Source organism: Kitasatospora sp. CM 4170, assembly GCF_032110285.1.
GTDB lineage: Bacteria > Actinomycetota > Actinomycetes > Streptomycetales > Streptomycetaceae > Kitasatospora > Kitasatospora aburaviensis.
Map to the genome: position 1 here is coordinate 1,284,882 of NZ_CP134877.1, position 25,209 is coordinate 1,310,090.

The window sequence follows — 25,209 nt, forward strand, 5'->3', positions numbered from 1 at the left end:
GAACGCCCCCGAACGCCGGCACCGGCGAAGCGGACGATGCGGCCGGGCGCTCCACCGCCGGCGCGACCGCCCCGGCAGACCCCGGCGACGCTGACGCCCCCGACGCCCCCGCCGGCCGGCGCCGCGCCCGGAGCCGGCTGCGCACGGCCTCGTCGCTCACGACGCTGCCACGATCAGCCCGAGCCGGCCGTCGAACCGGCGGTAGAGCACCCGGCCGCGCCCGGTCGCCGGGTGGGCGAAGAACAGGAAGGGCAACTCGGCGGCGGAGAGCCGCCCGACCGCCCGCTCCTCGGTCAACTCCGGTGCGCCGCAGGGACTGAGGGTGAACGGGACGGCCGGCCGGAGCGGCGGCCCGGCGGCCGCCGTCCGGGCCAGCCGGTACCCGGTGGGGCCCACCCGATAGACGACGGCGTCGGTCCCGGTGACCGGGTCGGTGAACAGGTGGATGTCGAAGTCCATCGCGTCCATGGTGCGGGCGGCCGCGTCCGGCGAGCACCGGACCAGGTCCACCCGCTTGCGCCGGACGATGCTCAACGACCCACCGTCGCAGGGCACTTCCGCCAGCGGTCGGGGCGTCTGCGGCGCGGGGGCGGTGGCGGCGAGGCCCCGGCCGCGCACCCGCCGCGGCCACGGGCGGGGCGACCAGCCTGCCGTCACCGCGGCGATCCGGCCGCGCAGCCCGTCGGCCAGCCGGTCCAGCGCCTCACCGAGGTCCGCGGCGGTCTCCTGGACGCGGATCCGCCGGCCGTTCACCTCGGCGTTCACCTGCGCCAGCACCGTCCCGTCGCCGATCCGGCCGACCCGCACCCGGACCGCCTCGACCAGGGCGTCCGCCCCGCCCGCGACGGCCGCGACCCGGGCCCGCGCTTCGACCGCCGCACCCCGTGCCAGCTGCTCGTCCATCTGCACCGTGACCAACCCGCCCACTTCGGACCCTCTCCCGTCCCTCCGTACGCCGCCGGTCCCGCCCCGGGCCTGCGCCGCACACCTGTTCGGCGCCCACCCTCCCTCCGCTGCGCGACCACCGACAAGGGCCGAACGACCCCACCCCACCTGCCCCTCGGCCCCATCGACGCCCGCCCACCGGCCCGTCGGTCAGCCCGTGCGCCGACCCACCACGACCCGTCCACCACTCCGTGAAATGATCGGGACATGCCCACTCTCGACAACCAGGCCGAGCGCGGCACTCAGCCGGCTCGACGGGGGCCGCGCCGGAGGTCGCGGGGAACGAGGGGAGCGGATCATGCGGGCCGGAGGGCACAAAGATGGGGGCGAGTCCCCCATGCCCCGGCGGCCACCGCAGGACAAGGATTCAGCACGGAGGGCAGCGTCTTCGACGGCAGCGCCGCCCTCTCCCGGCATCGGAGGTGCGGTGGTGGCAGAGGTGAGCGCCGTGCGCAGCGCGCGCCCCGACGGGGGCCGCGCACCGGATCAGGGCCCGGTCGCGCAGGTTCCCACCGCGGCCACCGCGACCCCGCACCCTCCGATGCCCGGCGATGCCCAGGTCCAGGCCACCGTTCCGGCCCCGACCAGGGCTTCCGCCCCGGCCCCCGCCGCGGTATCGACCCCCGACGCGGCGCGGGGCGCCGGGCGGACGGGCTCGGCCCGGTGTGTGGCCGGGCCGGCCCCGTCCGTCTGGTGGGAGCCGGCCCTGACGCCGGGCCAGGCCCGTCCCGAGGGGCGCCCCGACTGGGCCGCCTTCACCGAGGCCGCGGTCGCCGCGGCCCCGGTCCGGGCGGTCGTCCCGAAGACGGCGTACCCGGGCCTGAGCGGCTTCGGCCTGGTCCTGGCGCCGTTCGCCGACCGCGCGCTCGTCCGGATGTCCGCCACCCTCCGCCCCGCCGCGGCCCCGCCCGGACCCGCCGCCCACGCCGACCGGAGCACCACCGACCAGCGCACCACCGACCGGGGCCCCGGTGGCCACGACTCCCCCGGCGACCGGACCGCGCCGGCGGACCTCGCCGTCCTCCTCGACCTGCCCGCCCTGCGCGCCGCCTTCACCGCCGGGCTCACCGAGCGGCTCGCCCGGATCGCCGCCCGCACCCTGGTGCTGGAACTGCACACCGCCCGGGCCGCCGGCCGGCTCCGGGGCGGCACCCCGCAGGAGCGGTTCCGCTCCTTCGTCGCCCTCACCGCCCGCCGCGACGGCCTCGCCGCCCTGCTCCGTACGTACCCGGTGCTCGCCCGGCTGCTCGCCCGGACCAGCCTGGACGCCGCCGACGCCCACGCCGAACTGCTCAACCGGCTCCTCGCCGACCGCCCGCTGCTGGTCTCCGGCCTGCTGCGCGGCACCGACCCGGGGCCGCTGGTGGCCGTCGACACCGAGGCCGGCGACCGCCACCGCCACGGCCGGGCCGTCGCCGTGCTGCACTTCGCCGACGGCGCCTCCGTCGTCCACCGGCCGCGCCCGCCCGCGGCCCACCGCCACTTCAACGCCCTGCTGGGCTGGTACAACGCCCAGCCCGGGGTGCCCCGGCTGCGCACGCTCGGGCTGGTCGACCGGGGCGGCTACGGCTGGACGGAGTTCGCCGAGTTCCGGCCCTGCCGCACCGGTTTCGAGGTCGAGCGGTTCTACCGGCGCCAGGGCGCGCTGCTGGCGCTGCTGCACGTGCTGGACGGCACCGACATGCACGTCGAGAACGTGGTCGCCTGCGCGGACCAGCCGGTGCTGGTGGACGTGGAGACGCTGTTCCACCCGCCCTCCCAGGCCGGCCCGGCGGTGGACCCGGCGGCCCGCGCGCTGGAGGAGTCGGTCCACCGGGTCGGCCTGCTGCCGCAGCTGCTGCTGGGCGACGCCGGCGCGGTGGACGTCTCCGGCATCGGCGGCGGCCTGCGCACCAGCTCCCCCGTGGAGGGCGTCGACTGGGCCGGCGCCGGAACGGACGAGATGCGGCTGGTCCGGCGCGCCCGCCCGTTCCGCGAGGCCCGCAACCGCCCCCGGCTGGACGGCGCCGCCGTCGACCCCGCCGACCACACCGAGGCCCTGGTGGCCGGCTTCCGGGCCGGCTACACGGCGCTCGCCGACGGCCGGGACGACCTCACCGGTCCCCGCGGCCTGCTGCACGCGTTCGCCGAGGACGAGGTCCGGGTGGTGCCGCGGGCCACCCGGGTCTACGCCCGGCTGCTGGACGAGTCGACCCACCCGGACCTGCTGCGCGACGCCGCGGACCGCGGCGCCGTGCTGGACCTGCTGCGCACCGACGCCGTGGACGACCCCGGCCGCCCCGGACTGGCCGACCACGAACTCGCCGACCTGTGGGCCGGCGACGTCCCGCTCTTCACCGCCCGCCCCGGCGGCCGCGACCTCTGGACCGCCGACGGCCGCCGGTTGCCCGGTGAGCTGGCCGAGACCGGGCTGGCCCGCGCCGAGACCAAGCTCGCCGCACTCGGCGGGGTGGACCGCAAGGACCAGGAGTGGATCGTCCGGGCCGCGATGGCCTGCGGCGCCGCCGTGCCGGCGCACCGCCCCGGCCGCCCCGCGCAGGAGAACCTGTGGGCCACCGCCCCGGAACCGGAGCGGCTGCTGGCCGCCGCCCGCGGTGTCGGCGACCAGCTGGTCGCGGCCGCGTACGGGGGGCGTGCCCGGACCAACTGGCTGGGCCTGGAGCTGCTCGCCGACCGGTACTGGCGGGTCCGGCCGCTCGGCGCCGACCTCGCCGGCGGCTACACCGGCACCGCGCTCTTCCTCGCCCAACTCGCCGCCCTGACCGGCTCGGACCGCTACGCCGAGGTGGCCCGTCGGGCGCTCGCTCCCGTCCCCGGGCTGCTGGACACGCTCGCCGCGCACCCCGACCGGCCCGCCGCCGTCGGCTCCGGCGGCTTCGCCGGGCTGGGCGGCATCGCCTACGCGCTCACCGAGATCGCCCGCACCCTGGACGACCCGCTGATCCGGCAGTGGTGCGAGCCCGCGGTGGCGCTCACCGCGGCGGCCGCCGCGCGCGAGACCGACACCGGCGTGCACAGCGGCACCGCCGGCGGCCTGGCCGCGCTGCTCGCCGTCCACGCCGCCACCGGCCGGCCCGAGCCGCTGCGCGCCGCCGCCGACTGCGCCGCGCTGCTGGCCGCCGCTCCGGCACCCGCCGGGACGGGCTTCGCGCACGGCGCGGCCGGCACCGGCTGGGCGCTGCTGCGGTACGCGGAGGCCGCCGGGGAGCCCTCCGACGGCCCGCACCGCGCGGCCGGGCTCGCCGCCCTGCGCGCCGCCACCGCCGTCCGGGCCCGGGAGTCCTCCTGGTGCCGCGGCCGGCCGGGCATCGCCCTCGCCGTGGCCGACAGCCCTACCGCCCTGGCCGACCGGCCGCTCGCCGAGTGGCTGCAGCGCGCCGCCCGGAACACCGCCCGGGCCGCCGGCCTGCCCGACCACAGCCTCTGCCACGGCGAGCTGGGCGTCCTCGAACTGCTCGGCCACGGCGGCCCCGTGCCCGGTCGGACTCCCTGGGTACGGCGGGCGGGCGCGCTGCTGGCCGGCCTCGACCAGGACGGCCCGCGCTGCGGCAGCCCCGACCACGTGCCGCACCCGGGTCTGCTCACCGGCCTCGCCGGGATCGGCCACGGCCTGCTGCGGCTGGGCTATCCCGAGCGCGTCCCGCCCGCGCTGCTGCTGCGCCCCGGTGCACCGGCCGACCCGCCGGCCCGTCCGCCGGCCCGCTGAACGCGCCGCGCCCGCCGTCCGCCAGGATGGCGGGCGGTGCGACGGGCGGGCAGCCGCCCGCCCGCTCCGACCGCCACCCACCCCTACGACGAATGGGAGAACCCGTGAACGACACCGACCTGGCGCCGACCCGGCAGTACCCGGACACCCGGCCCGACGACTCCTTCGACCACCCGGCCGGCGACATCCGCCTGCGGGCCGGCGGCGGCCTGGGCCTGCGCTCGCAGTTGCTCGCCTCCGGCGGCACGGCACCGGCCTTCGACTTCCCGACCATGACGGTCCCGGCCTAGGAGCCCGGCCGCCACACCGCCGCCACCGGGGACCCGGGCAGCCCCCGGTGGCGGCGCCCCGCGGCCAGGGCCGACCGGGCGCCGCCGAACCGGACCGGATTTCCGTACATGCGGTCGTACGGTAACGATCCCGTGATGGCAGCGTGTTCGCTTCGTGGCCGATGAGCCGCACTACAGATCAGACGAACCGTCAATTGACTTCCGCTCCCCGGCATAGCGGCCGGGGATTCCTACCACGGTCGACTGACCGTCTCGGTGGGTTCCTGCTTCTTCACGCTGTGCCGGTACGAGTACCGGTCCTACCTGCGCTCGACAGGCTGACACCGCCAGTCCGGCGGCCCTGGCGACGTTGACCGCCGCGTTGATGTCCCGGTCCAGAACCGTCCCGCACGCCCCACACATCCACTCCCGGACATCCAGGGGCTTGGGGCCGTCCTGGACGCCACAGGCCGAGCAGACCTGCGACGTCGGCTCGAAGCGGCCGATCCGATGGAAGGCACGCCCGTACCGTGCGGCCTTGTACTCCAGCATCGCCACGAACTGCGACCAACCGGCATCGTGAACCGACTTCGCAAGGCGGGTACGCGCGAGTGCCCTGACCGCCAGGTCCTCCACGGCGACCGCTTGATTCTCGCGGATCACCCTCGTGGAGAGCTGGTGGTGGAACTCCCGCCGCGCATCCGCCACCCGGCCATGGGCACGGGCGACCTTCACACGGGCCTTCTCCCGGTTCCTCGACCCCTTCACCTTCCGGCTCAGCGCCCGCTGCGCCTTCTTCAACCGCTTCTCCACGCGGCGCAGGAACCGGGGGCTGTCGATCTTCCGGCCGTCGGAGAGGACCGCGAAGTGGGTCAGGCCGAGGTCGATCCCGATCACCGTGTCCGTCTGCGGCATCCGTGTCAGGTCGGCGGCCGGATCGGTCGCCACCACGAACGAGGCGAAGTACCTTCCGGCTGCGTCCTTGATCACGGTCACCGTGGACGGCACCGACGGCAGCGAGCGCGACCACTTCACCCGCACGTCACCGATCTTCGGCAGCGCGAGGTCACCACCGGGCGTGATCGACCAACGGGCGTTCGCGGTGAACCGGATCGCCTGCCGGCTGTCCTTGCGCGACTTGAACCGGGGCGCACCCATGCGCGGGCGCTTGTCTCTGAGCCCGTCGAAGAAGTTCCGGTACGCGGTGTCCAGGTCTCGCAGCGACTGCTGCAGCACCACGGCCGACACCTCACCGAGCCAGGCCCGCTCCGGCCTCTTCTTCGCCTCCGTCAGCGCCTTCGACAACACCCCCGACGCCACGAACGGCAACCCGGCCGCGCGGGCCTCCTCCCGGGCGCGCAGGGCGTCGTTGAACACCACGCGAGCACACCCGAACGCCCTTGCCAGCGCAGCACGCTGAGGCCCATTCGGATACAGGCGGAAGCTGTACCTGAGCTGCACGACGACCAACCTACTATGGCGGCACGCTTCGCCGGATCGGTAGGCGCTGCACTGCTGTCAATAGTCCGCGAGTACATCGAGCAGCAGAACCGGCCCGTCCAACCGTCAGCCGTAGCTGACCTCAACAGTCCGGGACAGTGCGGTCGACAGAGTCGGAACAGGGCTCAGAATCGCTTCACCACCGGGCCAAAGCCCGATGCACGGCAATTGGACCCGGTAGCCTGCGGCCATGCGCACGACTTCGTCGATCACCGTCGGCCGGGACGCCGAGATCAGCCTGCTCGGCAGCGCGCTGGCCGCCTCCCGCCAGCGGGCCGGCCGGGCGGTCTTCCTGCTCGGCGACGCCGGCATGGGCAAGTCCCGGCTGGCCGGCGAGTGCGCCTACCAGGCCTACGGGCTCGGCCTGCCGGTGCTGCGCGGCCGGGGCTCCTCGACGCTGACCGTGACGCCGTTCCGGCCGCTGATCGAAGCCCTCGCCTCGCGTTTCCGGGCCGCCGGCACCCCCACCGACGCCGAGCTCGACCCCTACCGGCCCGCCCTCGCCCGGCTGGTGCCCGAGTGGCGCGGAACGGCCGGCACCGCACCCGCCTACCCGGAGACGGTGGTCGAACTCGCCGAGGCGCTGTTGCGCCTGCTCGCCGTCCTCGGCCGCGACGCCGGCTGCGTCCTGCTGCTGGAGGACCTGCACGACACCGACGCCGAGACGGTCGCCGTGCTGGAGTACCTGGTCGACAACCTGGAGGGCCTGCCGGTCCTGCTGGTCGGGACGCTGCGGGGGGAGCCCGGACCGGCCCTGGACCTCGTCCGCGCCGCCGAGCGCCGCCGCGCCGCCACCGTCACCGAGCTGCGGCCGCTGCCGCCCGCCGACGTCCGGACGATGGCCGCGGACATCCTGGAGAGCGAGGCCGCCGAGGTGCCCGCGCCGGTGCTGGAGCGGCTCGCCGAGCGCGGCGACGGCTGCCCCTACCTGGTCGAGGAACTGCTCGCCGACATGCTCGCCTCGGGCGCGCTGCGCCGGCCCGGGGACCGCTGGGAGGTGGCCGGCGACCTCTGCACCGCCGTCCCCACCACCGTCGTCCGCAGCTGGGGCGGGCGGATCGACCAGCTCGACCCGCCGGTGCGCGACCTGCTGCTCACCGCCGCCACGCTGGGCAGCCGCTTCTCCGTCGCCACCGTCCAGCTGATCACCGGTCACGACGACCGGACGCTCTTCAGCCACCTGCGCTCCGCCTGCGAGGCCAACGTCATCGTGCCGGACGGCGCCGACCCGGACCGCTACGCCTTCCGGCACGCCCTCACCGCCGACGCCGTCATCGCGACCCTGGCCCCCGCCGAGCGCGCCGCCCTGGCCCGCCGCGCGGCCGGGGCGGTCCTGCGGGCCGACCCCGAACTCGGCGACGAGCGGCGCCAGCTGGTGGCCTCGCTGCTGCTGGCCGGGGGCGACGCGGCGGGCGCCGCCGCGCACCTCGCCGAGGCCGGCCGGCGGACCCTGGCGGCCGGCGCCTCCGGCTCGGCCGTGGTGCTGCTGGAGCGCGCCCACGAGCACGCCGGGGAGGCGGACCGCGCCGCCGTCGCCGAGCAGTTGTTGCTGGCGCTGGCCGAGGCCGGCCAACTCGACCGGGCCTTCGAACTGGCCCGCGCACTGCCCGCGATACCCTCCGCCGCACCGGCGACCGCGCTGCCGCCATTGCCCGCCGGACACCCGCCCGCGGAGCGCCCGCCCACCCACGGCCGCCCCGCCGCCGACCGCCGGATCGACCTGCACACCCGGCTGGCCTTCGCCGCGGTGATGGCCGAGCGCGCCGGCGAGGCCGCCGCCCAACTCACCGCCGCCCGGGCGCTGGCCGGCAGCGAGCCGCGCCCCGAACAGGACGCCGCCCTGGTGGTCGTGGAGGGCCACCTCGCGCTGCTGCCCGGCCACGGCCCCACCGCCGACGGCGCCGAGCCGTCGGAACCGGCCGCGGACGCCGACGGGACCGGCGGAACCGGCGCGGCCAAAGAGGCCGGGGACACCGGGGACACCGGCGCGGCCGACCCGCAGCCGGCCCGCGCCCGCCTCGCCGAGACCGAGCGCCTCGCCCGCCGGGCCGCCGAGGTGGCCGAGGCCGCCGGCCTGCCGGTGGTCGCCTGCCAGGCGTGGCAGCTGCTCGCCCTGCTCGCCCGCGAGCGCGGCTTCGACGACGCCGACGCCTGCCTGGAGCGGATGCTGGCCGTCGCCGAGGCGCACGCCCTCCCGGTCTGGCGGGTCGAGGCGCTGCTCCGGCTCGGCGCCAACGCCTTCATGCGCACCGGCGACGGCACCCGCCTCGAAGCCGCCCGGGAGGCCGCCGCCGCACTCGGCGCGATCGTGCTCACCCAGACCCTGGACGGCCTGCTCGCCATGAACGCCGTGCTGCGCGGCGAGTGGGACACCGCCCGCGCCGTCATCGACAGCCGCCTCGACGCCACCGCCCGGCTGCGCAACCTCGGCACCCACCGCTACCTGCTGCTCGGCTCCGCCACGCTCGCCGCCCACCTGGGCCGCGACCGCGAGATGGAGCGCGAGCTGGCCCGGTTCCGGCAGGCCGGCGGCGAGGAGTCGTTCCTGATGCCGCTGCGCCACGGCCTCTGCCGGGCCGTCGGCGCCCTGCTCGCCGAGGACCCCGGCCGGGCCCGGGCCGAGCTGGCCGCCGGGATCGCCTGGGAGGAGGAGCACCCCAGCGTCTTCTACCTGGCCGGCCGGCACGGCCTGCACCCGCTGCTGGAAGTGCTGTCCGGCACCTGGCACCGCGCCGACCTGGCCCGGGCGGCCACCGCCCCGGCCGCCGAACTCGCCTGGAACCGCCAGTTCCTGGGCTTCGCCGACGCCGTCCTGCTCGGCCGCGAGGGCCGCCCGGACGAGGCCGCCCGCGCCGTCGCCGAGGCCCGCGCGACCGCCGCGCCGTTCCCGCTCGCCCACCACCTCGCGCTGCGGCTCGCCGCCGAGGGCGCGCTCGCCGACGGCTGGGGCGAGCCGGTGGCCTGGCTGCGCACGGCCGAGGAGTACTTCCACGCCACCGGCATCCAGCCGGTCGCGGCCGCCTGCCGCGCCCTGCTGCGCCGCGCCGGCGCCAGCGTCGCGCAGCACCGCGGCGGCCGCGACGCCGTCCCGGCGGAGCTGCGCGGCTGCGGCGTGACGCTGCGCGAGTACGAGGTGTTCGTCCTGCTCGCGGAGCGCCCGGGCAACCAGCAGTTGGCCCGTCGGCTCTCCATCTCCCCGCGCACGGTGGAGAAGCACATCGCCGGCCTGCTCGCCAAGACCGGCCGCCCGGACCGCGCCGCGCTCTGCGACCTCGCCGCCGAACTCGCCGCCGGCCCGCTGACGTAGGGTCTCTCGTTCGGATCTTGCCGGGCGCGCGACGCCGGAGCACGCACCTCGACGGCTTGTCGTTGGTCGCCGATGCTCCGCATGGACTCCCTCCTCCGCACCGCCGATGCACGCACTCCAACGCCGCGCGCTCATCCGACAAGATCCGAACGAGAGACCCTAGGCCCGCGGGCACCGACCGGAGTGCCGCGGGCGTCGGCCCGACCGCGGCTCAGGGCACCAGGCGGACGATCTCGCCGATCTCCAGCGCCACGTGGACCGCGCCGTCCGGGCCGACGGCGATGCCGTGCGGCTCGGCGCCCGGGACGGGCAGGTCGTAGCCGCGGTAGGCACCGTCCGGGGTGAGGCTGCCGATCCGGTTGCCGGCCCACTCGGTGAACCAGAGCCGGCCCTGCGGGTCGGCCGCGATCGCGTGCGGCCGGGCGGCCCGGTCGGGCAGCGGGTGCTCGACGACCGTGCCGTCCACCGCGATCCGGGCGACCTGCCCGGCGCCGATCTCGACGCACCAGAGCGCACCGTCGCCGCCGCGGGCGATCCCGACCGGGGCCGCCCCCGCGGTGGGCAGCGGGTGCACGGTGACCTCCCCGGCGACGGTGATCCGGCCGACGGCGTGGGCCTGGTTGAGGGTGAACCAGAGCGCCCCGTCGGGCCCGGCGGTGATCATCGACGGGAAGCCGCCGTCGACCGGCAGCGGATGCTCCGTCACCTCGCCGTCCACGGTGATCCGCCCGATCCGGCCGGCGTTCAGCTCGGTGAACCAGAGGGCTCCGTCGGGGCCCGCGGTGATCCCGTACGGCCCGGCGCCCTCGGTCGGCAGCGCGAACGAGTGTTCCCGGCCGTCGGTGCCGATCCGCCCGATCCGGTGGTCCCGCATCCGGGTGAACCAGAGCGCGCCGTCCGGGCCCGCCGTGATCACCGCCGGCCCGCTCTCCGCCGCGGCCGGGCCGAACCGCCGCACCGACCCGTCGGCCGCCAGCCGCCCGACCTCCCCGGAGTGCACCAGGGTGAACCAGACGCCACCGTCCGGCCCCACCGCCACCCCGTACGGCCCGGCCTGACCGTCCGACACCTGGAACCGCTCGACCGTCATCCCGCAACCCGCCCCTTCACTATCGCGACCCACGTCGCATTAGCGATCCTGCCACGCGCCCCGTCCGTACGGCAACCACGTTCCGGTCGCGGCCCCGACCTCACGGGACAGAACACCTAGCGGCCGCCGCGTCGGGGGCGGTCGGCGTCGCCGCGCAGGACCGAGATCACGCCGACCCCGGCGGCGCAGAGCGGCACGGCGAGCAGGGCGCCCAGGATCCCGGCGAGGCCGGCGCCGGCCACCACCGCGATCATGATGGTGGCCGGGTGCAGTTCGACGGTCCGGCTCTGGATCAGCGGCTGCAGGATGTTGCCCTCCACCGCCTGCACCGCGAGGACGATCCCGAGCGTCCAGAGCGCCGTGCCGATACCGCCCTCGGCGAGCGCGACCAGCACCGCCACCGTCCCGGAGAGGAAGGCGCCGACGAACGGGATGTAGGCGCCCATGAAGACCAGGGCACCGAGTCCGGCCGCGCCGGGGACGCCGAGCAGCAGCAGGCCGACGGTGATGAAGAACGCGTCGATCAGCGCGATCAGCGTCGTGCCGCGCATGAAGCCGGCCATCGCCTCGAAGGCCCGGTCCGCGCAGGCGACGACGGCCTCGGCGGTGCGGGGCGGGAGGTTGGAGCGGATGGAGTCGCCGGTGCGGTGGCCGTCACGGAGGAAGAAGAAGACCAGCGCCAGGGCGAGCACGGCGCCGGTCAGGACCTGGGTGGCGAGGCCGAGGCCGGATAGCACGCCGTTGGTGACGGTGGAGACCAGCGCGCTGCTCTCGCCCTGGGCGTTGTCCAGCGCGTGACGGATCTTCTCGCCGAACGGTCCGAGCCACTCGGCGATCCGGTCACCGGCCTCCTGGAGTGCGGAGGCGATCTGCGGGGCGCTGTGCACCAGGGAGTTGACCAGCAGGGCGACCACGCCGCCGACCGCGGCCACCAGCAGGGCGCAGGTGAGCCCGGCGGCCGTGCCGCGGCCGACCCCGTGCCGGACCATCCACGGCATCACGGGGTAGAGCAGCGCGGTGCCGAGCAGGGCGAGGGCCACCGGAATGGTGGCGGCGCGCAGCTCGACCAGGGCGAAGCCCACCAGGGAGGCGACGGCGATGAGCAGGACGACCGCGGCCGACCAGGCCGCGGCCGCCCGGATCGCGGGCGGGAGCATCAGGTACGGCCGCCGGTGGTCGTCCCGGCGTTCCGCGGGAACGCCGCCGGACGGCTCGCCGAACGGGCGCCCCCGGGGCTCCCCCGACATCTCCACCTCCGCCTGGGTCGATCGCACCCTGCTCGCCCCATCTCAGCAGATGATGTGACGAATCGCCCGTTATGCGGAACTCCATGGGCTCCGGCGGCGGGAGGCCGGGAGGAGCACGACCGGCCGGAGCGGCACGGGGTGTCTGCGGCCTACTCCGCCTCCTCGAAGCGGACCGCCCCGCCGCCGGCGGCGAACGCGAGGACCCGATCGGCCTCCGCCTCGGCCGCCTGCCGGTCGGCCCGCCCCAGCGCCGCGAACGGGCGGATCACCACGGCACGCTCGCCGGCCCTGTCCTCCGTCAGCTCCCAGTTGCCGGCGACCAGGCCGTCGACCAGCAGGATCCCGAGCACGATGCCGTTCTGCGTCATCACCCGCGGCCGGTACTCCTCGGGCAGCACCCTGGTCCGGTCCGCGTGCGAGAGGACCAGGTTGTCGAAGGGCGCGACGAGCCGGACCGGCGCCGGAACGGACGGGTCCGGCCGGGGCGCGTCGGGCAGGTCGTACAGGAGTCGGCCCTGCTCGTCGCGGAACGTCACCAGCTGCGGTTCGAGCCGCTTCAGGACCGGGCCGAGCCGGCTGAGGCCGCACCACTTCTGCAGGTCCGCGGTGGTGGCGGGGCCGAAGGCGGCGAGGTAGCGCAGCGCCAGGTCGTCCGGCGAGGGCGCCGGGTCGAGCGGGCGGCCGAGCCAGTGCTCGGCGGTGGTGTGCGCGGCGCCGCCGCTCCGGCCCCAGATGCCGCGCGGCGGCACCTGGACGAGCGGGAGCCGGCAGCGCGCGGCCTGGGCGAGGGCGGCCGGGTCGCGGTCGGGGCGGCTTTCGGCGAGGAGCGCGCCGAGGCGCTGGAAGGTGAGCGGCTCCTCCTCGACCAGCACCCGCGCCTCGGCGGCCAGCGCGTCGAGGTCCAGGCCGGTCAGCCGCTTGCCGTAGGCGCTGCGCAGGCCCTGGTCGAGCACGGGCTGGACGAGCGGGCGCAGGGTGAGGCAGTCGTCGGCGGTGACCAGGTGGATGGTGCCGCGCTGGAGGGCGATCCGGACCACCTCGCGGCCCTCGATCAACGCGGTCAGCTGCTCGTGGGCGAAGCCATCAAGCCGGCTGAGCAGGCCGAGGTAGGGCGGCTGCGGCGCCGCCTGGGCCTGGAGGCCGCCGAGGTGGCGGACCATCGCCCCGGCCGTCATGGTCGAGCGGGCGAGCAGGTGCTGACGGGCCAGCAGCGCGCGGCCGAGCGCCCGGGCGCCCAGGACGGGCGGGCCGGCCGCGGGCGTCCGGCTCACCGCCGGCCGTCCAGGACGGAGCGCAGCAGGTCGATCCGGTTGGTGGTGATCGAGTCGACGCCGGCGGCGCACAGCCGGCGCATGGTGCGGCGCAGGTCGGCGGTCCAGGTGGAGACGGCGAGCCCGGCGTCGTGGGCGGCGGCGGTGAACTCGGCGGTGGCCAGGCCGAACGGCGGGTTCAGGTAGGTCGGCCGCAGGTCGTCGAGCAGGGCGCGGACGGGCAGCCGGGGCTGCTTCCAGGTCAGCGCGATCTCGGCGTGCGGGGCGGCGGCGCGGACGGCGAGCATCGCGGTGGCGGGGCCGCAGAAGGCCACCCGGTGTTCGAGGCCGAGGCCGGTGACGACCTCCCAGGTGGCCGCGACGGGGTGCGGGTCGTCCAGGTCGATCAGCAGCCGGGCGGCGGGGGTCGCGGCCACGGTCTTGAGCGCCTCGGCGAGGGTGGGGACGGTGAGGTCGCCGTCGCGCAGCTCGTCCAACTGGTCGAGCGGGACGCGGCGCAGCGGGCGCAGGTCGCCCCAGAGGCGTTCCAGGGTCTCGTCGTGGAGCAGCACGGGCACGCCGTCGCGGGTGAGGCGGACGTCGACCTCGACGGCGTCGGCGCCGGCGGCGAGCGCGGACTCGACGGAGGGCAGGGTGTTCTCGCGGTACCGGTAGGGGTCGCCGCGGTGGGCGACGGCGAGCACCGGTCGGAGGTCGGCGGCGGCGCGGGCGGCGGTCGGGCGGGCGGCGGTCGGGCGGGCGTTCATCGCGGCGGTGGGGTTCCTCGGGTCGGTCGCGCTTAGGGTCACAAGGGCCGGCCGGCGCCGGGTCGGGCGGTGGGCGCTCAGCGGATCAGTCCGGCGAGCCACGGGGACAGCTGGAGGTGGGTGACGGCCTCGCGGTAGCTCGGTTCGCCGGGGACGGTGACGATCAGCGTGCAGGACGGCGGGAAGGCGCGCTGCTTGACGTGGACCAGGCCGGTCCAGACCGAGTGCAGGAAGGCGGGCACGCTGTCGCGCGGCACGTCGAAGGCGATGTCGTCGACGGTGACCACGGCCTCGTCGTGGACGAAGAGGCGGACGGTGATCGCGGGCCGTCCGGCGATCTCCAGCAGCGCCTCGTGGGGTATCGCGTCGAGTTCGGAGCCGCCGGCGGCCGCGTCGGCGCCGACCAGCCCGGCGAAGGTCCGGTCGTGGCCGATGTCGTGGCTCGCGCGGACCTCGCGGCCGTGCCGGGCGGCCATCGCCTCGACGGCGAACACGGCGCTCTGGGTGGACGGCAGCGGCGGGTGGGGCATCGGGCGGTGGTCCTCTCGTCGGCGGGAGCGGAGCGTCAGCGTCGTTCGATCATCACATTGGTCGACTTGATGACCGCGGTCGCCGGAGTGCCGGGCACCAGCTTGAGCTCCTCGGCCGACTCCCGGCTGATCAGCGAGACCACCCGGAACGGTCCGGCCTGGATCTCCACCTGCGCGGCGACGTCCCCGAGCACCACGTCGGTGACGATGCCGGGGAACCGGTTGCGCGCCGAGGAGGGCCGTCCCTCGGCCTCGGCGTTCTCGGGGCGGGCGAGCTCCCGGGCGAAGGCGGCCAGCTGGGCTCCGGGGATGATCCGGTGGCCGTGCTCGTCGCGCTCGGCGGCGACCCGCCCCGCGTCCACCCAGCGCCGCATGGTGTCGGCGCTCACGCCGAGCATCGCCGCCGCCTCGCCGATCCGGTACGGGTTGACCGGCGCCTCGGACTGGCCCATGGGTGACTCCTGACGGTGGTTCGGATCGGGGACCCCGGAGGGGCCGGGGCCGTCCGCGGGGTCGCGGCGGCCGCGGTCGCGACCGTCGCCGCCATCCTGCCGTACCGGGCGCCCCCGGGGCCAAGCGGACCGGGCCGCCACCGGTCGAACGGGCGGCGAGCAGGGCAGACGGCGCCCGACGGCCGCGTCCGCGCGCCCCGGGTCCGGTCCGGCCGATCGTGCCGGACGGGGCCTACGGCTCGCCGAAGAGGTCCCGCCGGACGGCGTCGCCGGCGGTGAGGACGGCGCCGGCGAGCACCGCACCGCCGCCCGCCGTCCCGGCCCGGACCTCGGTGCGCAGGGGCGAGAGGCCGGCCAGCCGGCGCTCGACCCGGCCGGCCAGCTCGGCGCCGCCGGCCCGGCCGATCTCGCCGCCGAGCACGACGCAGCCCGGGTCGAGCACGACGCAGACGGCCGCCGCGCCGACGGCGATCCGTGCGGCGAGTTCGTCCAGGAAGGCGCCGCCCGGCTCGCCCCCGCCGAGCGCGTCGACTGCGCCGCGCACGGCGGCCTCGGCGGCGGCCGCGTCGTCGGCGGCGTCGGCGGGCAGGCCGTGGGCGCGGGCGAGGGCGCAGACGGCGGCGCTGCCGACCAGGCCGTGGAAGCCCTCCTCGCAGCCGACCGCGCTGGGCAGGCCGGAGGTGCCGGGCACGGGCAGGAAGCAGATCTCGCCGGTGCCGCCGGAGGCTCCGCGCCGCAGCCGGCCGTCGAGGACCACGGCGGCGCCGACGCTGTGGCCGAGCCAGATCAGGACGAAGGTGTCCCGGCCCTGGGCGGCGCCGATCCGGTACTCGGCGCGGCCGGCCAGGTTGACCTCGTTCTCCAGGATCACGTCGGTGCCGGGCAGTTCGCGCAGTGCGGCGAGGAGCTCGGTGTGCCAGCCGGGGAGCGCGCCGGTGCTGTGGAGGCGCCCGGTGGCGGGGTCGACCAGGCCGGGGGCGCCGACGGCGACGGTGTGCAGGCGCTCCACGCCGGCCCGCCGAGCGGTGTCGTGCAGGGTGCGGACGATCCGCTCGGCGGTCCCGTCGTCGCCGTCGCCCTCGACGGCCAGCTCGGCGGTGGCCAGGGCCTGTCCGGCGAGGTCGGCGACGACCAGGCTGACGCCCCCGGAGCGGACGTCGACGGCGGCGAGGTGGGCCCGCGAGGCGACGAGCGCGTACAGCCGGGCGTTGGGGCCGCGCCGCTGCTCGCCGCGTTCGCCGACCACGGCGACCAGGCCGGTGCGCTGCAGGCGCTCCAGCAGGTCGGCGACGGTGGGGCGGGAGAGGCCGGTGAGGTCGCGCAGCTCGGTTGCGGTCAGTGGTCCCTGTTCGAGCAGCAGGTTGAGCGCCAGCCGGTCGTTGATCGCCCGGGCGGTGCTCGGCGTGGCCGTACGCGCGGTGGTCATGGAAGTGCATCCTTCCAGAGTGTTTCTATCAGGGTCCCTTCCTGATAATTTATCGAACCGCACCGGGCACGGACGGCCGTCCGCCGGGGCAGATGCCAGTAGGAACCCCCACACCCGGTGGGAGCGCCTACGGCAACCACCACCCACAGGGCATCGCCGCGCGCCGCGCGGCCGGGAGGGAAGACCCGATGACAGACGCACCGACCGCAGGACCCCCCGCGGGGCCGCTCGCCGCCGGGCCGGCGGGAACGGCGCCGAACGGGGCGGCGCCGAGAGGGGCGGCGCCCGCCGGGACCGGGCCGGCCGACGAGGTGCTGGAGCGGCCGCGCCGGGCGCGGACCGCCATCGCCCTGGTGTTCGCCGTGCACGGCGCGGTGGGCGGCACCTTCGTCACCCGCATCCCGTGGATCCAGGACCGGATGGACCTCTCGCCCGGCCAGCTCGGCCTCGCCCTGGTGATGCCGGCGATCGGCTCGTTCGTCGCGATGCCGCTGGCCGGCCGGGTGGTCCACCGCCACGGCGGACGGGCGGCGGTGCGCGGACTGCTCTCGGTCTGGTGCCTGGCGCTCATCCTGCCCGCGCTCGCCCCCTCGCTGCCGACCCTCTGCGCGGCCCTCCTGGTGTACGGCGCGACCGCCGGCATGGCGGACGTCGCGATGAACGCGCAGGGCGTGGAGATCGAGCGGCGGCTCGGGCGCTCGATCATGTCCGGGCTGCACGGGATGTGGTCCGCGGGCGGGCTGCTGGCCTCGGCCTTCGGCATCCTCGCCGCCCACCAGGACCTCGACGCCCGCCTCCAGCTGGCCGTCACCGCCCTGGTGCTCTGCGCCCTGGCCCAGCCGGTCTGCCGCGGCCTGCCCGACTTCCGGGCGCCCGAGGAGGCCGAGGCGCCGCCGCGGTTCGCCCTGCCCCCGCGCAGCTCGCTGGTGATCGGCCTGGTCGGCTTCTGCGCGGTGTTCGCCGAGGGCGCCTCGATGGACTGGAGCGGCGTCTACCTCAAGGACGTCACCGGCGCCTCCGCCACCCTCGCGGCGGCCTCGTACACGGCGTTCTCGCTGACCATGGCGGTCAGCCGACTGGCCGGCGACGCGGTGATCCGCCGGCTCGGCGCCGTCCGGGCGACCAGGCTGAGCGGCGCGGTCGCCGCCGCGGGCGGCGTGCTGGTGGTCTGTGCGGACAGCCCGCTGCTGGCCATCCCCGGGTTCGCCCTGATCGGGATCGGGATAGCGGTGGTCGTCCCGCTGGCCTTCGCGGCGGCCGGCCGGATCGGCAGCAACCCGAGCCAGGCCATCGCCGGCGTCGCGACCGTGACGTACACCTCCGGGCTGGTCGCCCCCGCCATCGTCGGCGGGCTCGCCCAGGCCACCTCGCTGACCGTCTCCTTCGGGGTGGTCACCGTCCTGGCGTTCGCCCTGCTGCCGAGCGCGGGCGCACTGCGCCGCGCCGAGCCGGACGGCCCGGACGGCCCGGACGCCGGTGCCCGGCCGGCGGCCGGAGCGGCGGCCGCGCCCTCGGGCCGGTAGCCGTGGGCGCCCGCCCGGGCCTGCGCGCCCGGGCGGGCGGGCGCAGCGGTTAGGCTCGCTCGGTGCCCGACACCATGCCGCTCGCACCACCCGCACCGCCCGCGCCGCCCGCCGCCGAGCCGCCCGCCGGCGAACCGCCGACCACCGGGCCGGCCGCAGCTCCGGCCGGTCCGGCCGCACGCTCGGCGCGGCTGCGGTTCGCGCTGCTGGTGCTGGTCCTCGGCGCGGCGGCCGGTTCGCTGCTGCTCTGGAGCCCGACGGCGCTGCTCTCCGGCGGCCTGCCCGCCGGGGTGCCCGGGTACTGGCTGACACCGGTCTTCGTCGCGGTGTACGCGGTGGGCACGCTCGCCTTCGTCCCCCGGCCGGCGCTCAACGCGGCGGCCGGGCTGCTCCTCGGCATCCAGCAGGGCGTGGCGATGGCCGTGCTCGGCACGACGCTCGGCGCGGCGATGGCCTTCGCCCTCGGGCGGCTGCTCGGACGCGAGGCGCTCCGCCCCTACCTGCGGGGGCGGCTGCTGCTCGCCCTGGACAAGCGGTTCACCGAGCAGGGCTTCCGCAGCGTGCTGCTGCTGCGGCTGCTGCCCGGGCTGCCGTTCCAGGCCGGCAACTACGGGGCGGCCTTCTCCGGCGTGCGGTTCGTGCCGTTCCTGACCGCCACCGCGATCGGCGTGACCCCGGCGACGGCCGTCTACGTGACGGCGGCCGCCAGCGCGGACCAGCCCGGCTCGGCCGCGTTCCTGCTCTCGGCCGGCACGATCGGCGTGCTGGTCGTGGGGAGCCTGGTGGGGCTCTGGCGGGCGGCCGCGCGGCGGCGTTCGAGCGCGGCCTGAGCGCCCCCGGGCGGCGGCACGCCCCGCCCCCGCCGACTATTCGCTCGCGTCCGCGCCGCCGGGTGCGCCACGATGGCCGCCATGACGACGACCACCACCCGGATCGATCCCCCGATGACGGCGGACGAGCCCGCGATGCTGACCGCCTGGCTCGACTACCACCGCGCCACCCTCGCGCTGAAGTGCGAGGGGCTGACCGACGAGCAGCTGAAGCTGCGGTCCGTCCCGCCGTCCACGCTCTCGCTGCTCGGGCTGGTCCGGCACATGGCCGAGGTCGAGCGGTACTGGTTCCGGACCGTCCTGGCCGGCGAGGATACCGGCCCCAACGGCCTGTACTGGACCCGCGAGGACCCGGACGGCGACTTCGACAACGTCGACGGCGCCGACGCCGCGGCGGACTTCGCCGCCTGGCGGGCCGAGGTGGCCGCCGCCCGGGCCGCGTCCGAGGGCCTGCCGCTGGAGACGGTCGCCAAACGCGACCGCCGGGGCGAGCAGGTGACGCTCCGCTGGATCCTCGTCCACATGGTCGAGGAGTACGCACGGCACAACGGGCACGCCGATCTGCTCCGGGAGCTGGTGGACGGCGTCACCGGCGAGTGAAATCGTTTCCGCATTGTTGACAAAGGGTCAAATAAGCGGTGACCGCGACCGATATGGTCTACGCGCGCAACCGTCCGCGGTTCCGTTGCGTCGCAACAGTTGCCCGGGTTCGCCCGGGTTTCCGGCGCGGCACGACTCGTACGGGGGTCGCGAGCGGGCACGGGACCGGTGATCAGTGCGATACTCGGACAGTTCCGACGAGTGGATGACGTGTCAAAAGGACACGCGCACCGGGGGACCTGTACGGAACGAGGCAGGGAGGCGCGGCATGGGAGCACTTCGCGACGAGCACCACAACGGGTGGCTGATGCCCTCCGGGAACTACCCGGCCGCGGTGTACGACGACGAGTGGATCGAGCAGGAGACGGTACCGTCCTCCCCCGCGCCCACGAAGATCGTCTCCCTGCGGCCGACCGGCTTCGAGGCCGCCCGGACGGTCGGTGAGCACATCCGGGCGAGCACCCCGGTGGTCATGGACCTCACCGAGATGGAGGAGGCCGAGGCCAAGCGCATGGTCGACTTCGCCTCCGGGCTGGTCTTCGGCACCTGCGGCGGCATCGAGCGGATCGCCCGCCGGGTGTTCCTGCTCACCCCGGCGGACGTCGAGGTGATGGTGATCGACCGACCGCTGGACGAGACCGGGTTCTACAACCAGAGCTGAGCGTCCGCGCGCAGCCGGCGCGCGACGAGAGAGACCGGGGACGGCCACCGCCGTCCCCGGTCTCTTTGCTGTCCGCCCGGAGTCGCCCACCCGCCCACAACGCTTCACTGTCGACTCATCTGCATCACCTCGGCTCAGATTGAGACACTGATGTCTCAATCGATGTATGCTTGCATCATGGCCACCGATCGCGATGCCGTCCTCGAAGCCGCCGTGGGCGTGCTCTCCCGCCGCCCCACCGCGCACCTCGACGAGATCGCCCGCGCGGCGGGCATCAGCCGCGCCACCCTCCACCGGCTCTTCCCCGGCCGGGAGGCCCTGATCCGCGAGGTCGGCCTGCTCGGCCTCCAGCGGTTCCGCGCCGCCCTGGACACCGCGGCCATCGAGGAGGGCGACGCGCACGCCGCGCTGCGCCGCCTCGTCGAGGCGGTCGTCCCGGACGCCGCGCTCTGCGCCTTCCTGGCCGGCGAGAACCAGCTCTACGACGACGAGGCCATCGACGAGCTCTGGGAGTCGCAGATCGTCCGGATGCACGCGCTGTTCCTGCGCGGCCAGCAGCAGGGCGTCTTCCGCGTCGAGCTCTCCGCCGCCTGGCTCAGCGAGGCCTTCTTCGACCTGGTCGCCGGAATCGGCTGGGCCATCCAGGACGGCCGGCTCGCCCCGCGCGACGCGGCGTTCTCGCTCGCCGAGCTCTTCCTCGGCGGCGCCCTGCGCACCCCGCCGCAGCCGCATCCGCAGTAACACGTCCACCCACCCACAGCACCTCGGACGCACAGGCCGCCGGTTCCGGCGGTCGGAAACCGATACCCCATGAGCAGCACCCTCCACACCAGCCCCCGCCAGCGCTGGACCGGCCTCGCCGTCCTCGTCCTGGCCGTCACCCTGGTCGCCGTCGACGCGACCGTCCTCTCCCTCGCCATACCCTCGATCAGCGAGACGCTCCGCCCCAGCGGCACCCAGCTGCTCTGGATCGGCGACGCCTACTCGTTCGTGCTGGCCGGCCTGCTGGTCAGCATGGGCGCGCTGAGCGACCGGATCGGCCGCAAGAAGCTGCTGCTGGCCGGCTCCACCGCCTTCGGCGTCGCGTCCCTGCTCGCCGCCTACGCCCCCGGCCCGGGCTGGCTGATCCTGGCCCGCGCGCTGCTCGGCGTGGCCGGGGCGACCATCATGCCGTCCACCCTCTCGCTGATCCGCGGCCTCTTCCCGGACGACCGCGAGCGCGCCACCGCGATCGGCATCTGGGGCGCCGGCGCCACCGCCGGCGCCGCACTCGGCCCGGTCGTCGGCGGGGCACTGCTGGAGCACTTCTGGTGGGGCTCGGTCTTCCTGCTGAACATCCCGGTGGTGCTCCTGCTGCTGGTGCTCGGCGCCTGGCTGCTGCCCGAGTCCCGCGACCCGCGGCCGGGTCGCTGGGACGTGCTCAGCGTGCTGCTCTCGCTGGCCGGTGTGATCGGCGTGGTCTACGCCGTCAAGGAGGCCGCCGCGCACGGCGTCGCCCGCTGGGACGTCCCCGTCGCCGCCGTGCTGGGCGCCGCCGCGCTGACCGTCTTCGTCCGGCGCCAGCTGCGCCTGCCGGCCCCGCTGCTGGACGTGCGGCTCTTCGCCGACCGGCGGTTCACCGCCGCCGTGCTGGCCTCGCTCACCGCGCTGATCGGCCTCTCCGGCGTGGTCTTCGTGACCTCGCAGTACCTGCAGCTGGTCCGCGGCTACGAGCCGCTCCAGGCCGGCCTGGCCGAGCTGCCGGCCTTCGCCGGCGCGGTGGTCGGCGGCCTGCTGACCGCCCGGCTGGTACGGCGCACCGGCGCCCGGGCCGCGCTGACCGCGGGCCTGCTGGCCATGGGCCTCGGCGTCGGGATGATCGGCTGGGTGCAGCAGGACACCACCTACCTGGTGGTGGCCGCCGCCTTCCTGATCGTCGGCACCGCCGAGGGCGTGGTCTACACGCTCGGCGCCGACCTGGTGCTGGGCGCCGCGCCCGCCGACAAGGCCGGCGCCGCGTCCGCCGTCTCCGAGACGGCGTACGAGCTGGGCACCGCGCTCGGCATCGCGCTGGTCGGATCGGTGGCGACCTCGCTCTACGCGAGCGGGCTGGCCGTCCCGGCCGGGACCGGCCCGGAGGCGGCGGCCCGGGCCGGCGAGTCGCTGGGCGGCGCGGTGGAGGCGGCGGCCGGCCTGCCGGCCGCGCTGGCCGAACCGCTGCTGGCGAGCGCCCGCGGCGCCTTCGTGCACGGCATGAACGTCGCGGCGGTCCTGGCCGGGGCCTCGCTGCTGGCCGCCTCGGCGCTGGCCTGGCGCCTGCTGCGCGGCCTGCCGCGAACCGCCCAGCACGAGGACCGGCAGGTGCAGCACGAGGAGCAGCCGGTGCAGTACGAGGACCGGCAGGTGCAGCAGCAGCCGGCGGAGCGGGTGAAGGCGGACGCGTAGCACCGGTCCGTGGTGCCCGCGCCGTCGGACGTGGATCCCCGGGTCCCCCACCGGGGGCGCGGGGATCCGCGCGTCCGGGCCGGCGGTCTCAGACCGTCCCGAACGGGAGCTCCAGCTCGGCCCAGACCACCTTGCCGTCCCGGGTCAGCCGGCTGCCCCAGCGCTGGGCCAGCTCGCTGACCAGGAACATGCCGCGGCCGCCCTCGTCCTGCTCGGCGAACGGGCGCAGCTGGGGCGTCTGCCCGCCGGCGTCGGCGACCTCGACGGTGAGCACCCGGTCGCGGAAGAGCCGGAGCCGGCGCGGGGCGTCGGCGTGCAGCAGGGCGTTCGTGACCAGCTCGCTGACCAGCAGCTCGGCGTAGTCGGAGAGCGCGGACAGGCCCCAGGTCTCCAGGGTGGCGCGGGTGAACCGGCGGGCCTTGCCGGGCAGGCGGCCGCCGCCGGTGAGCGGGAGGGTGGCGATCCGGTCGGCGGGCAGCGGCAGCACCCGGGCCATGATCATCGCGATGTCGTCGTCGGTGCCGTCGGTGACCAGCGCGCCGAGGACGGCGTCGCAGCTCTCCTCCAGGGTGCGGCCGGGCCCGGCCAGGGTGCGGGCGAGCAGGTCGATGCCGTCGTCGAGGTCCTGGCCGCGCCGCTCGACCAGGCCGTCGGTGTAGAGGGCGACCATGGCGCCCTCGGGAAGGGCGAACTCGATCGACTCGAAGGCCACCCCGCCGACGCCGAGCGGGACGCCGGGCGGCACGTCGACCCTGCGGGTGGTGCCGTCCGGGCCGACCCAGACCGGGGGCAGGTGGCCCGCCGAGGCGACCTGGACGGTGCGCTCCAGCGGGTCGTAGACGGCGCAGATACAGGTGGCGAACTGGCCCTCGCCGATGCCCGAGGCGGTCTCGTCGAGCCGGGTCAGCACCTGCTCGGGCGGCATGTCCAGGGTGGCGAGGGTGCGGGCCACCGTGCGCAGCTGGCCCATGGTGGCGGCCGCGCGGATGCCGTGGCCCATCACGTCCCCGACCACCAGGGCGACCCGGCCGCAGGAGAGCGGCACGACGTCGAACCAGTCGCCACCGACCTCGCTGACCACGCTGCTGGGCAGGTAGCGGTAGGCGATCTCCAGCCCGAGCGTGCGGTGGATCTCCTGCGGCAGCAGGCTGCGCTGCAGGGTCAGCGCGGTCTCGCGCTCGCGCCGGTACAGCCGGGCGTTGTCGACGGCGAGCGCGGTGCGGGCCACCAGCTCCTCGGCGAGGGCGACGTCGGCGTCGGTGAACGGCTCCGGGTTGCGCATCCGGATGAACTCGGCGCCGCCCAGCACCATGCCCCGCGCGGTCATCGGCACCATCAGGTAGGAGTGGATGCCGGCCGCTATGCCGGGGGCGACGCGTTCCGGGGTGGCGACCAGGCCGCGCAGCACTTCCTCGTCGACGTAGGAGCGCAGCAGGGGCCGCCCGCTGCGCAGGCACTGGGTGTAGCTGCGGTCGGGGGCGTACTCGGAGACCTCACCGACGGTGTCGACGGCGAGGGCGAGGCCGGACTCGTAGGACTCCCCGACGGCGACGGCGCGCAGCTGGACGGAGCGGTCCAGCGGGATGGTGGTGGGCTCGGCGCCGCGCAGCACCGGCTCCAGCAGGTCGACGGTCGCGAAGTCGGCGAACCGCGGCACGACGGCCTCGATCAGCTCCTCGGCGGTGCGCTGCAGGTCGAGGGTGGTGCCGATCCGGGCGGTGGCCTCGGCGATGGTGGCGAGACGTTCCTGCGCACGGGCGGCGCGGGCCTCGGCCTGGAACCGCTCGGTGACGTCGATGATGGACGAGCAGACCCCGAAGACCCGGCCGGTGGAGTCCTGCAGCCGGAAGTAGGAGGCGGACCAGGCGCGGTCGCGGCGCGGGTCGCCGGGGACGCGGCCGTGCGAGCGGGCGTCGACCACCGGGCGGCCGGTGGTGAGCACCTGTCGCATGGTCTGTTCTATCTCGGCGCTGTTGATGCCGGGCAGCACGGCGCTGATCCGCCGGCCCAGGTGCTCCTCGACGGGGACGCCGTTCATCCGGGCCAGCGCCTTGTTGAGCCGGACGTAGCGCAGGTCGGTGTCGTAGACGGCCATGCCGATCGGGGACTGGCCGAAGATGCCGTCCAGGACGGCCAGGTCGGCCTCGACCCGGTGCAGTGCCGCGGTGTCGGAGGCGGTGGCGAGGAGCAGCAGGGTGCCGGCCGGTCCGGCGATCGGGTAGGTGCGGAACTCCAGCTCGACGACGCGCCCGTCCCGGTGCCGGACGGGGAATATGCCGGACCAGCCCTTGCCGCTCATGATGCGTTCGAACAGGGCGAGCACCTCGGGGCGGTCGTCGCCGGAGGTGAGGAGCTGGGCGGCGTAGCTGCCGACGGCCTCGTCGGCGGAGAAGCCGAGCAGGGCCTCGGCGTCCTCGCTCCAGTGCAGGATGAGTCCGTCGTCCTGGAGCAGGGCGGTGGCGAGCGGGACGAGGCGGTGGCCGTCGAGGCGTGCGGGGGTTCCGTCCGGCGCGGGGCCGGCGGTTTCGGTCGCGTCCCACTCGTGTCCGTGCATGATCAGACAGCACCCCGGTTCGGCTCGTGCCCGGCCGGGCGGGGGCCTCGCGGTCCGTGCCGGCCGGGGTTCTTCTCCAGACTGCACGGACATCGGCCGACCGGCGACCCCTTGGTCAGGGGCGTGCC

At 76.1% G+C, this 25,209-nt stretch carries 19 protein-coding genes; 9 read left to right on the forward strand and 10 right to left on the reverse strand.

The window, feature by feature from the left end; all coding sequences use genetic code 11:
* Window positions 1-156 precede the first annotated feature (156 nt).
* Window positions 157-927 carry a sigma 54 modulation/S30EA ribosomal C-terminal domain-containing protein gene (locus RMN57_RS05490; RefSeq protein ID WP_313762231.1) on the reverse strand — a complete coding sequence of 257 codons (771 nt, stop codon included), beginning with the start codon at window positions 925-927 and terminating at the stop codon, window positions 157-159.
* 448 nt (window positions 928-1,375) lie between these two features.
* Between RMN57_RS05490 and RMN57_RS05495 the strand changes: the two genes are divergently transcribed.
* Window positions 1,376-4,651 (forward strand): type 2 lanthipeptide synthetase LanM family protein, encoded by a 3,276-nt coding sequence (locus RMN57_RS05495; RefSeq protein WP_313762232.1) that lies wholly within the window; start codon window positions 1,376-1,378, stop codon window positions 4,649-4,651.
* Between the two features lie 104 nt (window positions 4,652-4,755).
* Entirely contained in the window at window positions 4,756-4,941 is a 186-nt protein-coding gene (locus tag RMN57_RS05500; RefSeq protein WP_313762233.1) for a hypothetical protein, read from the forward strand.
* A 171-nt stretch (window positions 4,942-5,112) separates the two neighbouring features.
* Here RMN57_RS05500 and RMN57_RS05505 read toward each other — a convergent pair whose 3' ends face one another.
* Window positions 5,113-6,381 (reverse strand): RNA-guided endonuclease TnpB family protein, encoded by a 1,269-nt coding sequence (locus tag RMN57_RS05505; RefSeq protein WP_313762234.1) that lies wholly within the window; start codon window positions 6,379-6,381, stop codon window positions 5,113-5,115.
* Window positions 6,382-6,610: 229 nt separating this feature from the next.
* Here RMN57_RS05505 and RMN57_RS05510 point away from each other — a divergent pair, with 229 nt between their 5' ends.
* Window positions 6,611-9,727, forward strand: coding sequence for an AAA family ATPase (locus RMN57_RS05510; protein ID WP_313762235.1), 3,117 nt, complete (start codon window positions 6,611-6,613; stop codon window positions 9,725-9,727).
* 211 nt (window positions 9,728-9,938) lie between these two features.
* Here the strand turns inward: RMN57_RS05510 and RMN57_RS05515 are convergent, their stop codons facing one another.
* The 7 genes from RMN57_RS05515 to RMN57_RS05545 all read right to left on the reverse strand — a co-directional run bounded on the left by RMN57_RS05515 (window position 9,939) and on the right by RMN57_RS05545 (window position 16,489).
* The gene (locus RMN57_RS05515; RefSeq protein ID WP_313762236.1) at window positions 9,939-10,817 is read right to left on the reverse strand and encodes a virginiamycin B lyase; all 879 of its coding nucleotides are present in this window, start codon (window positions 10,815-10,817) and stop codon (window positions 9,939-9,941) included.
* A gap of 116 nt (window positions 10,818-10,933) precedes the next feature.
* A complete protein-coding gene (locus RMN57_RS05520) occupies window positions 10,934-12,091 on the reverse strand; it encodes an AI-2E family transporter (RefSeq protein WP_313762237.1) in 1,158 nt (385 codons plus the stop codon).
* Between the two features lie 122 nt (window positions 12,092-12,213).
* Window positions 12,214-13,335: a winged helix DNA-binding domain-containing protein gene (locus RMN57_RS05525; protein ID WP_313762238.1), complete on the reverse strand. Its 1,122-nt coding sequence runs from the start codon at window positions 13,333-13,335 to the stop codon at window positions 12,214-12,216.
* A complete protein-coding gene (locus tag RMN57_RS05530) occupies window positions 13,332-14,081 on the reverse strand; it encodes a glycerophosphodiester phosphodiesterase (protein WP_313762239.1) in 750 nt (249 codons plus the stop codon). The genes RMN57_RS05525 and RMN57_RS05530 overlap by 4 nt, the downstream gene beginning before the upstream one ends.
* A 77-nt stretch (window positions 14,082-14,158) precedes the next feature.
* Window positions 14,159-14,611, reverse strand: coding sequence for a hypothetical protein (locus RMN57_RS05535; RefSeq protein WP_313762240.1), 453 nt, complete (start codon window positions 14,609-14,611; stop codon window positions 14,159-14,161).
* Window positions 14,612-14,646: 35 nt separating this feature from the next.
* The gene (locus tag RMN57_RS05540; RefSeq protein ID WP_313762241.1) at window positions 14,647-15,063 is read right to left on the reverse strand and encodes a TOBE domain-containing protein; all 417 of its coding nucleotides are present in this window, start codon (window positions 15,061-15,063) and stop codon (window positions 14,647-14,649) included.
* A gap of 232 nt (window positions 15,064-15,295) precedes the next feature.
* Complete coding sequence (locus RMN57_RS05545) at window positions 15,296-16,489, reverse strand: ROK family transcriptional regulator (protein ID WP_313762242.1); 1,194 nt, start codon at window positions 16,487-16,489, stop codon at window positions 15,296-15,298.
* A 188-nt stretch (window positions 16,490-16,677) separates the two neighbouring features.
* Here RMN57_RS05545 and RMN57_RS05550 point away from each other — a divergent pair, with 188 nt between their 5' ends.
* The 6 genes from RMN57_RS05550 (at window position 16,678) to RMN57_RS05575 (ending at window position 22,527) form a co-directional block, all read left to right on the forward strand.
* The gene (locus tag RMN57_RS05550; protein ID WP_313762243.1) at window positions 16,678-18,012 is read left to right on the forward strand and encodes an MFS transporter; all 1,335 of its coding nucleotides are present in this window, start codon (window positions 16,678-16,680) and stop codon (window positions 18,010-18,012) included.
* A gap of 62 nt (window positions 18,013-18,074) precedes the next feature.
* A complete protein-coding gene (locus RMN57_RS05555) occupies window positions 18,075-18,842 on the forward strand; it encodes a VTT domain-containing protein (protein WP_313762244.1) in 768 nt (255 codons plus the stop codon).
* 72 nt (window positions 18,843-18,914) lie between these two features.
* Window positions 18,915-19,442, forward strand: coding sequence for a DinB family protein (locus RMN57_RS05560; protein WP_313762245.1), 528 nt, complete (start codon window positions 18,915-18,917; stop codon window positions 19,440-19,442).
* A gap of 268 nt (window positions 19,443-19,710) precedes the next feature.
* Window positions 19,711-20,103 carry a cell division protein SepF gene (locus RMN57_RS05565; RefSeq protein ID WP_313762246.1) on the forward strand — a complete coding sequence of 131 codons (393 nt, stop codon included), beginning with the start codon at window positions 19,711-19,713 and terminating at the stop codon, window positions 20,101-20,103.
* A 177-nt stretch (window positions 20,104-20,280) separates the two neighbouring features.
* The gene (locus RMN57_RS05570; RefSeq protein WP_313762247.1) at window positions 20,281-20,844 is read left to right on the forward strand and encodes a helix-turn-helix domain-containing protein; all 564 of its coding nucleotides are present in this window, start codon (window positions 20,281-20,283) and stop codon (window positions 20,842-20,844) included.
* A gap of 69 nt (window positions 20,845-20,913) precedes the next feature.
* Window positions 20,914-22,527 (forward strand): MFS transporter, encoded by a 1,614-nt coding sequence (locus RMN57_RS05575; protein WP_313762248.1) that lies wholly within the window; start codon window positions 20,914-20,916, stop codon window positions 22,525-22,527.
* 88 nt (window positions 22,528-22,615) lie between these two features.
* On the opposite strand, the gene RMN57_RS05580 is transcribed toward RMN57_RS05575, so the two are convergent.
* The gene (locus RMN57_RS05580) at window positions 22,616-25,081 is read right to left on the reverse strand and encodes a SpoIIE family protein phosphatase (protein ID WP_313762249.1); all 2,466 of its coding nucleotides are present in this window, start codon (window positions 25,079-25,081) and stop codon (window positions 22,616-22,618) included.
* Between the last annotated feature and the right edge of the window lie 128 nt (window positions 25,082-25,209).

Bases quoted from the DNA above. Each gene is read 5' to 3' on its own strand.
- RMN57_RS05530 (WP_313762239.1), bottom strand. From the start codon at position 14,081: ATGAACGCCCGCCCGACCGCCGCCCGCCCGACCGCCGCCCGCGCCGCC.
- RMN57_RS05540 (WP_313762241.1), bottom strand. From the start codon at position 15,063: ATGGGCCAGTCCGAGGCGCCGGTCAACCCGTACCGGATCGGCGAGGCG.
- RMN57_RS05545 (WP_313762242.1), bottom strand. From the start codon at position 16,489: ATGACCACCGCGCGTACGGCCACGCCGAGCACCGCCCGGGCGATCAAC.
- RMN57_RS05550 (WP_313762243.1), top strand. From the start codon at position 16,678: ATGACAGACGCACCGACCGCAGGACCCCCCGCGGGGCCGCTCGCCGCC.
- RMN57_RS05535 (WP_313762240.1), bottom strand. From the start codon at position 14,611: ATGCCCCACCCGCCGCTGCCGTCCACCCAGAGCGCCGTGTTCGCCGTC.
- RMN57_RS05560 (WP_313762245.1), top strand. From the start codon at position 18,915: ATGGCCGCCATGACGACGACCACCACCCGGATCGATCCCCCGATGACG.
- RMN57_RS05575 (WP_313762248.1), top strand. From the start codon at position 20,914: ATGAGCAGCACCCTCCACACCAGCCCCCGCCAGCGCTGGACCGGCCTC.
- RMN57_RS05570 (WP_313762247.1), top strand. From the start codon at position 20,281: ATGGCCACCGATCGCGATGCCGTCCTCGAAGCCGCCGTGGGCGTGCTC.
- RMN57_RS05515 (WP_313762236.1), bottom strand. From the start codon at position 10,817: ATGACGGTCGAGCGGTTCCAGGTGTCGGACGGTCAGGCCGGGCCGTAC.
- RMN57_RS05565 (WP_313762246.1), top strand. From the start codon at position 19,711: ATGGGAGCACTTCGCGACGAGCACCACAACGGGTGGCTGATGCCCTCC.
- RMN57_RS05510 (WP_313762235.1), top strand. From the start codon at position 6,611: ATGCGCACGACTTCGTCGATCACCGTCGGCCGGGACGCCGAGATCAGC.
- RMN57_RS05580 (WP_313762249.1), bottom strand. From the start codon at position 25,081: ATGCACGGACACGAGTGGGACGCGACCGAAACCGCCGGCCCCGCGCCG.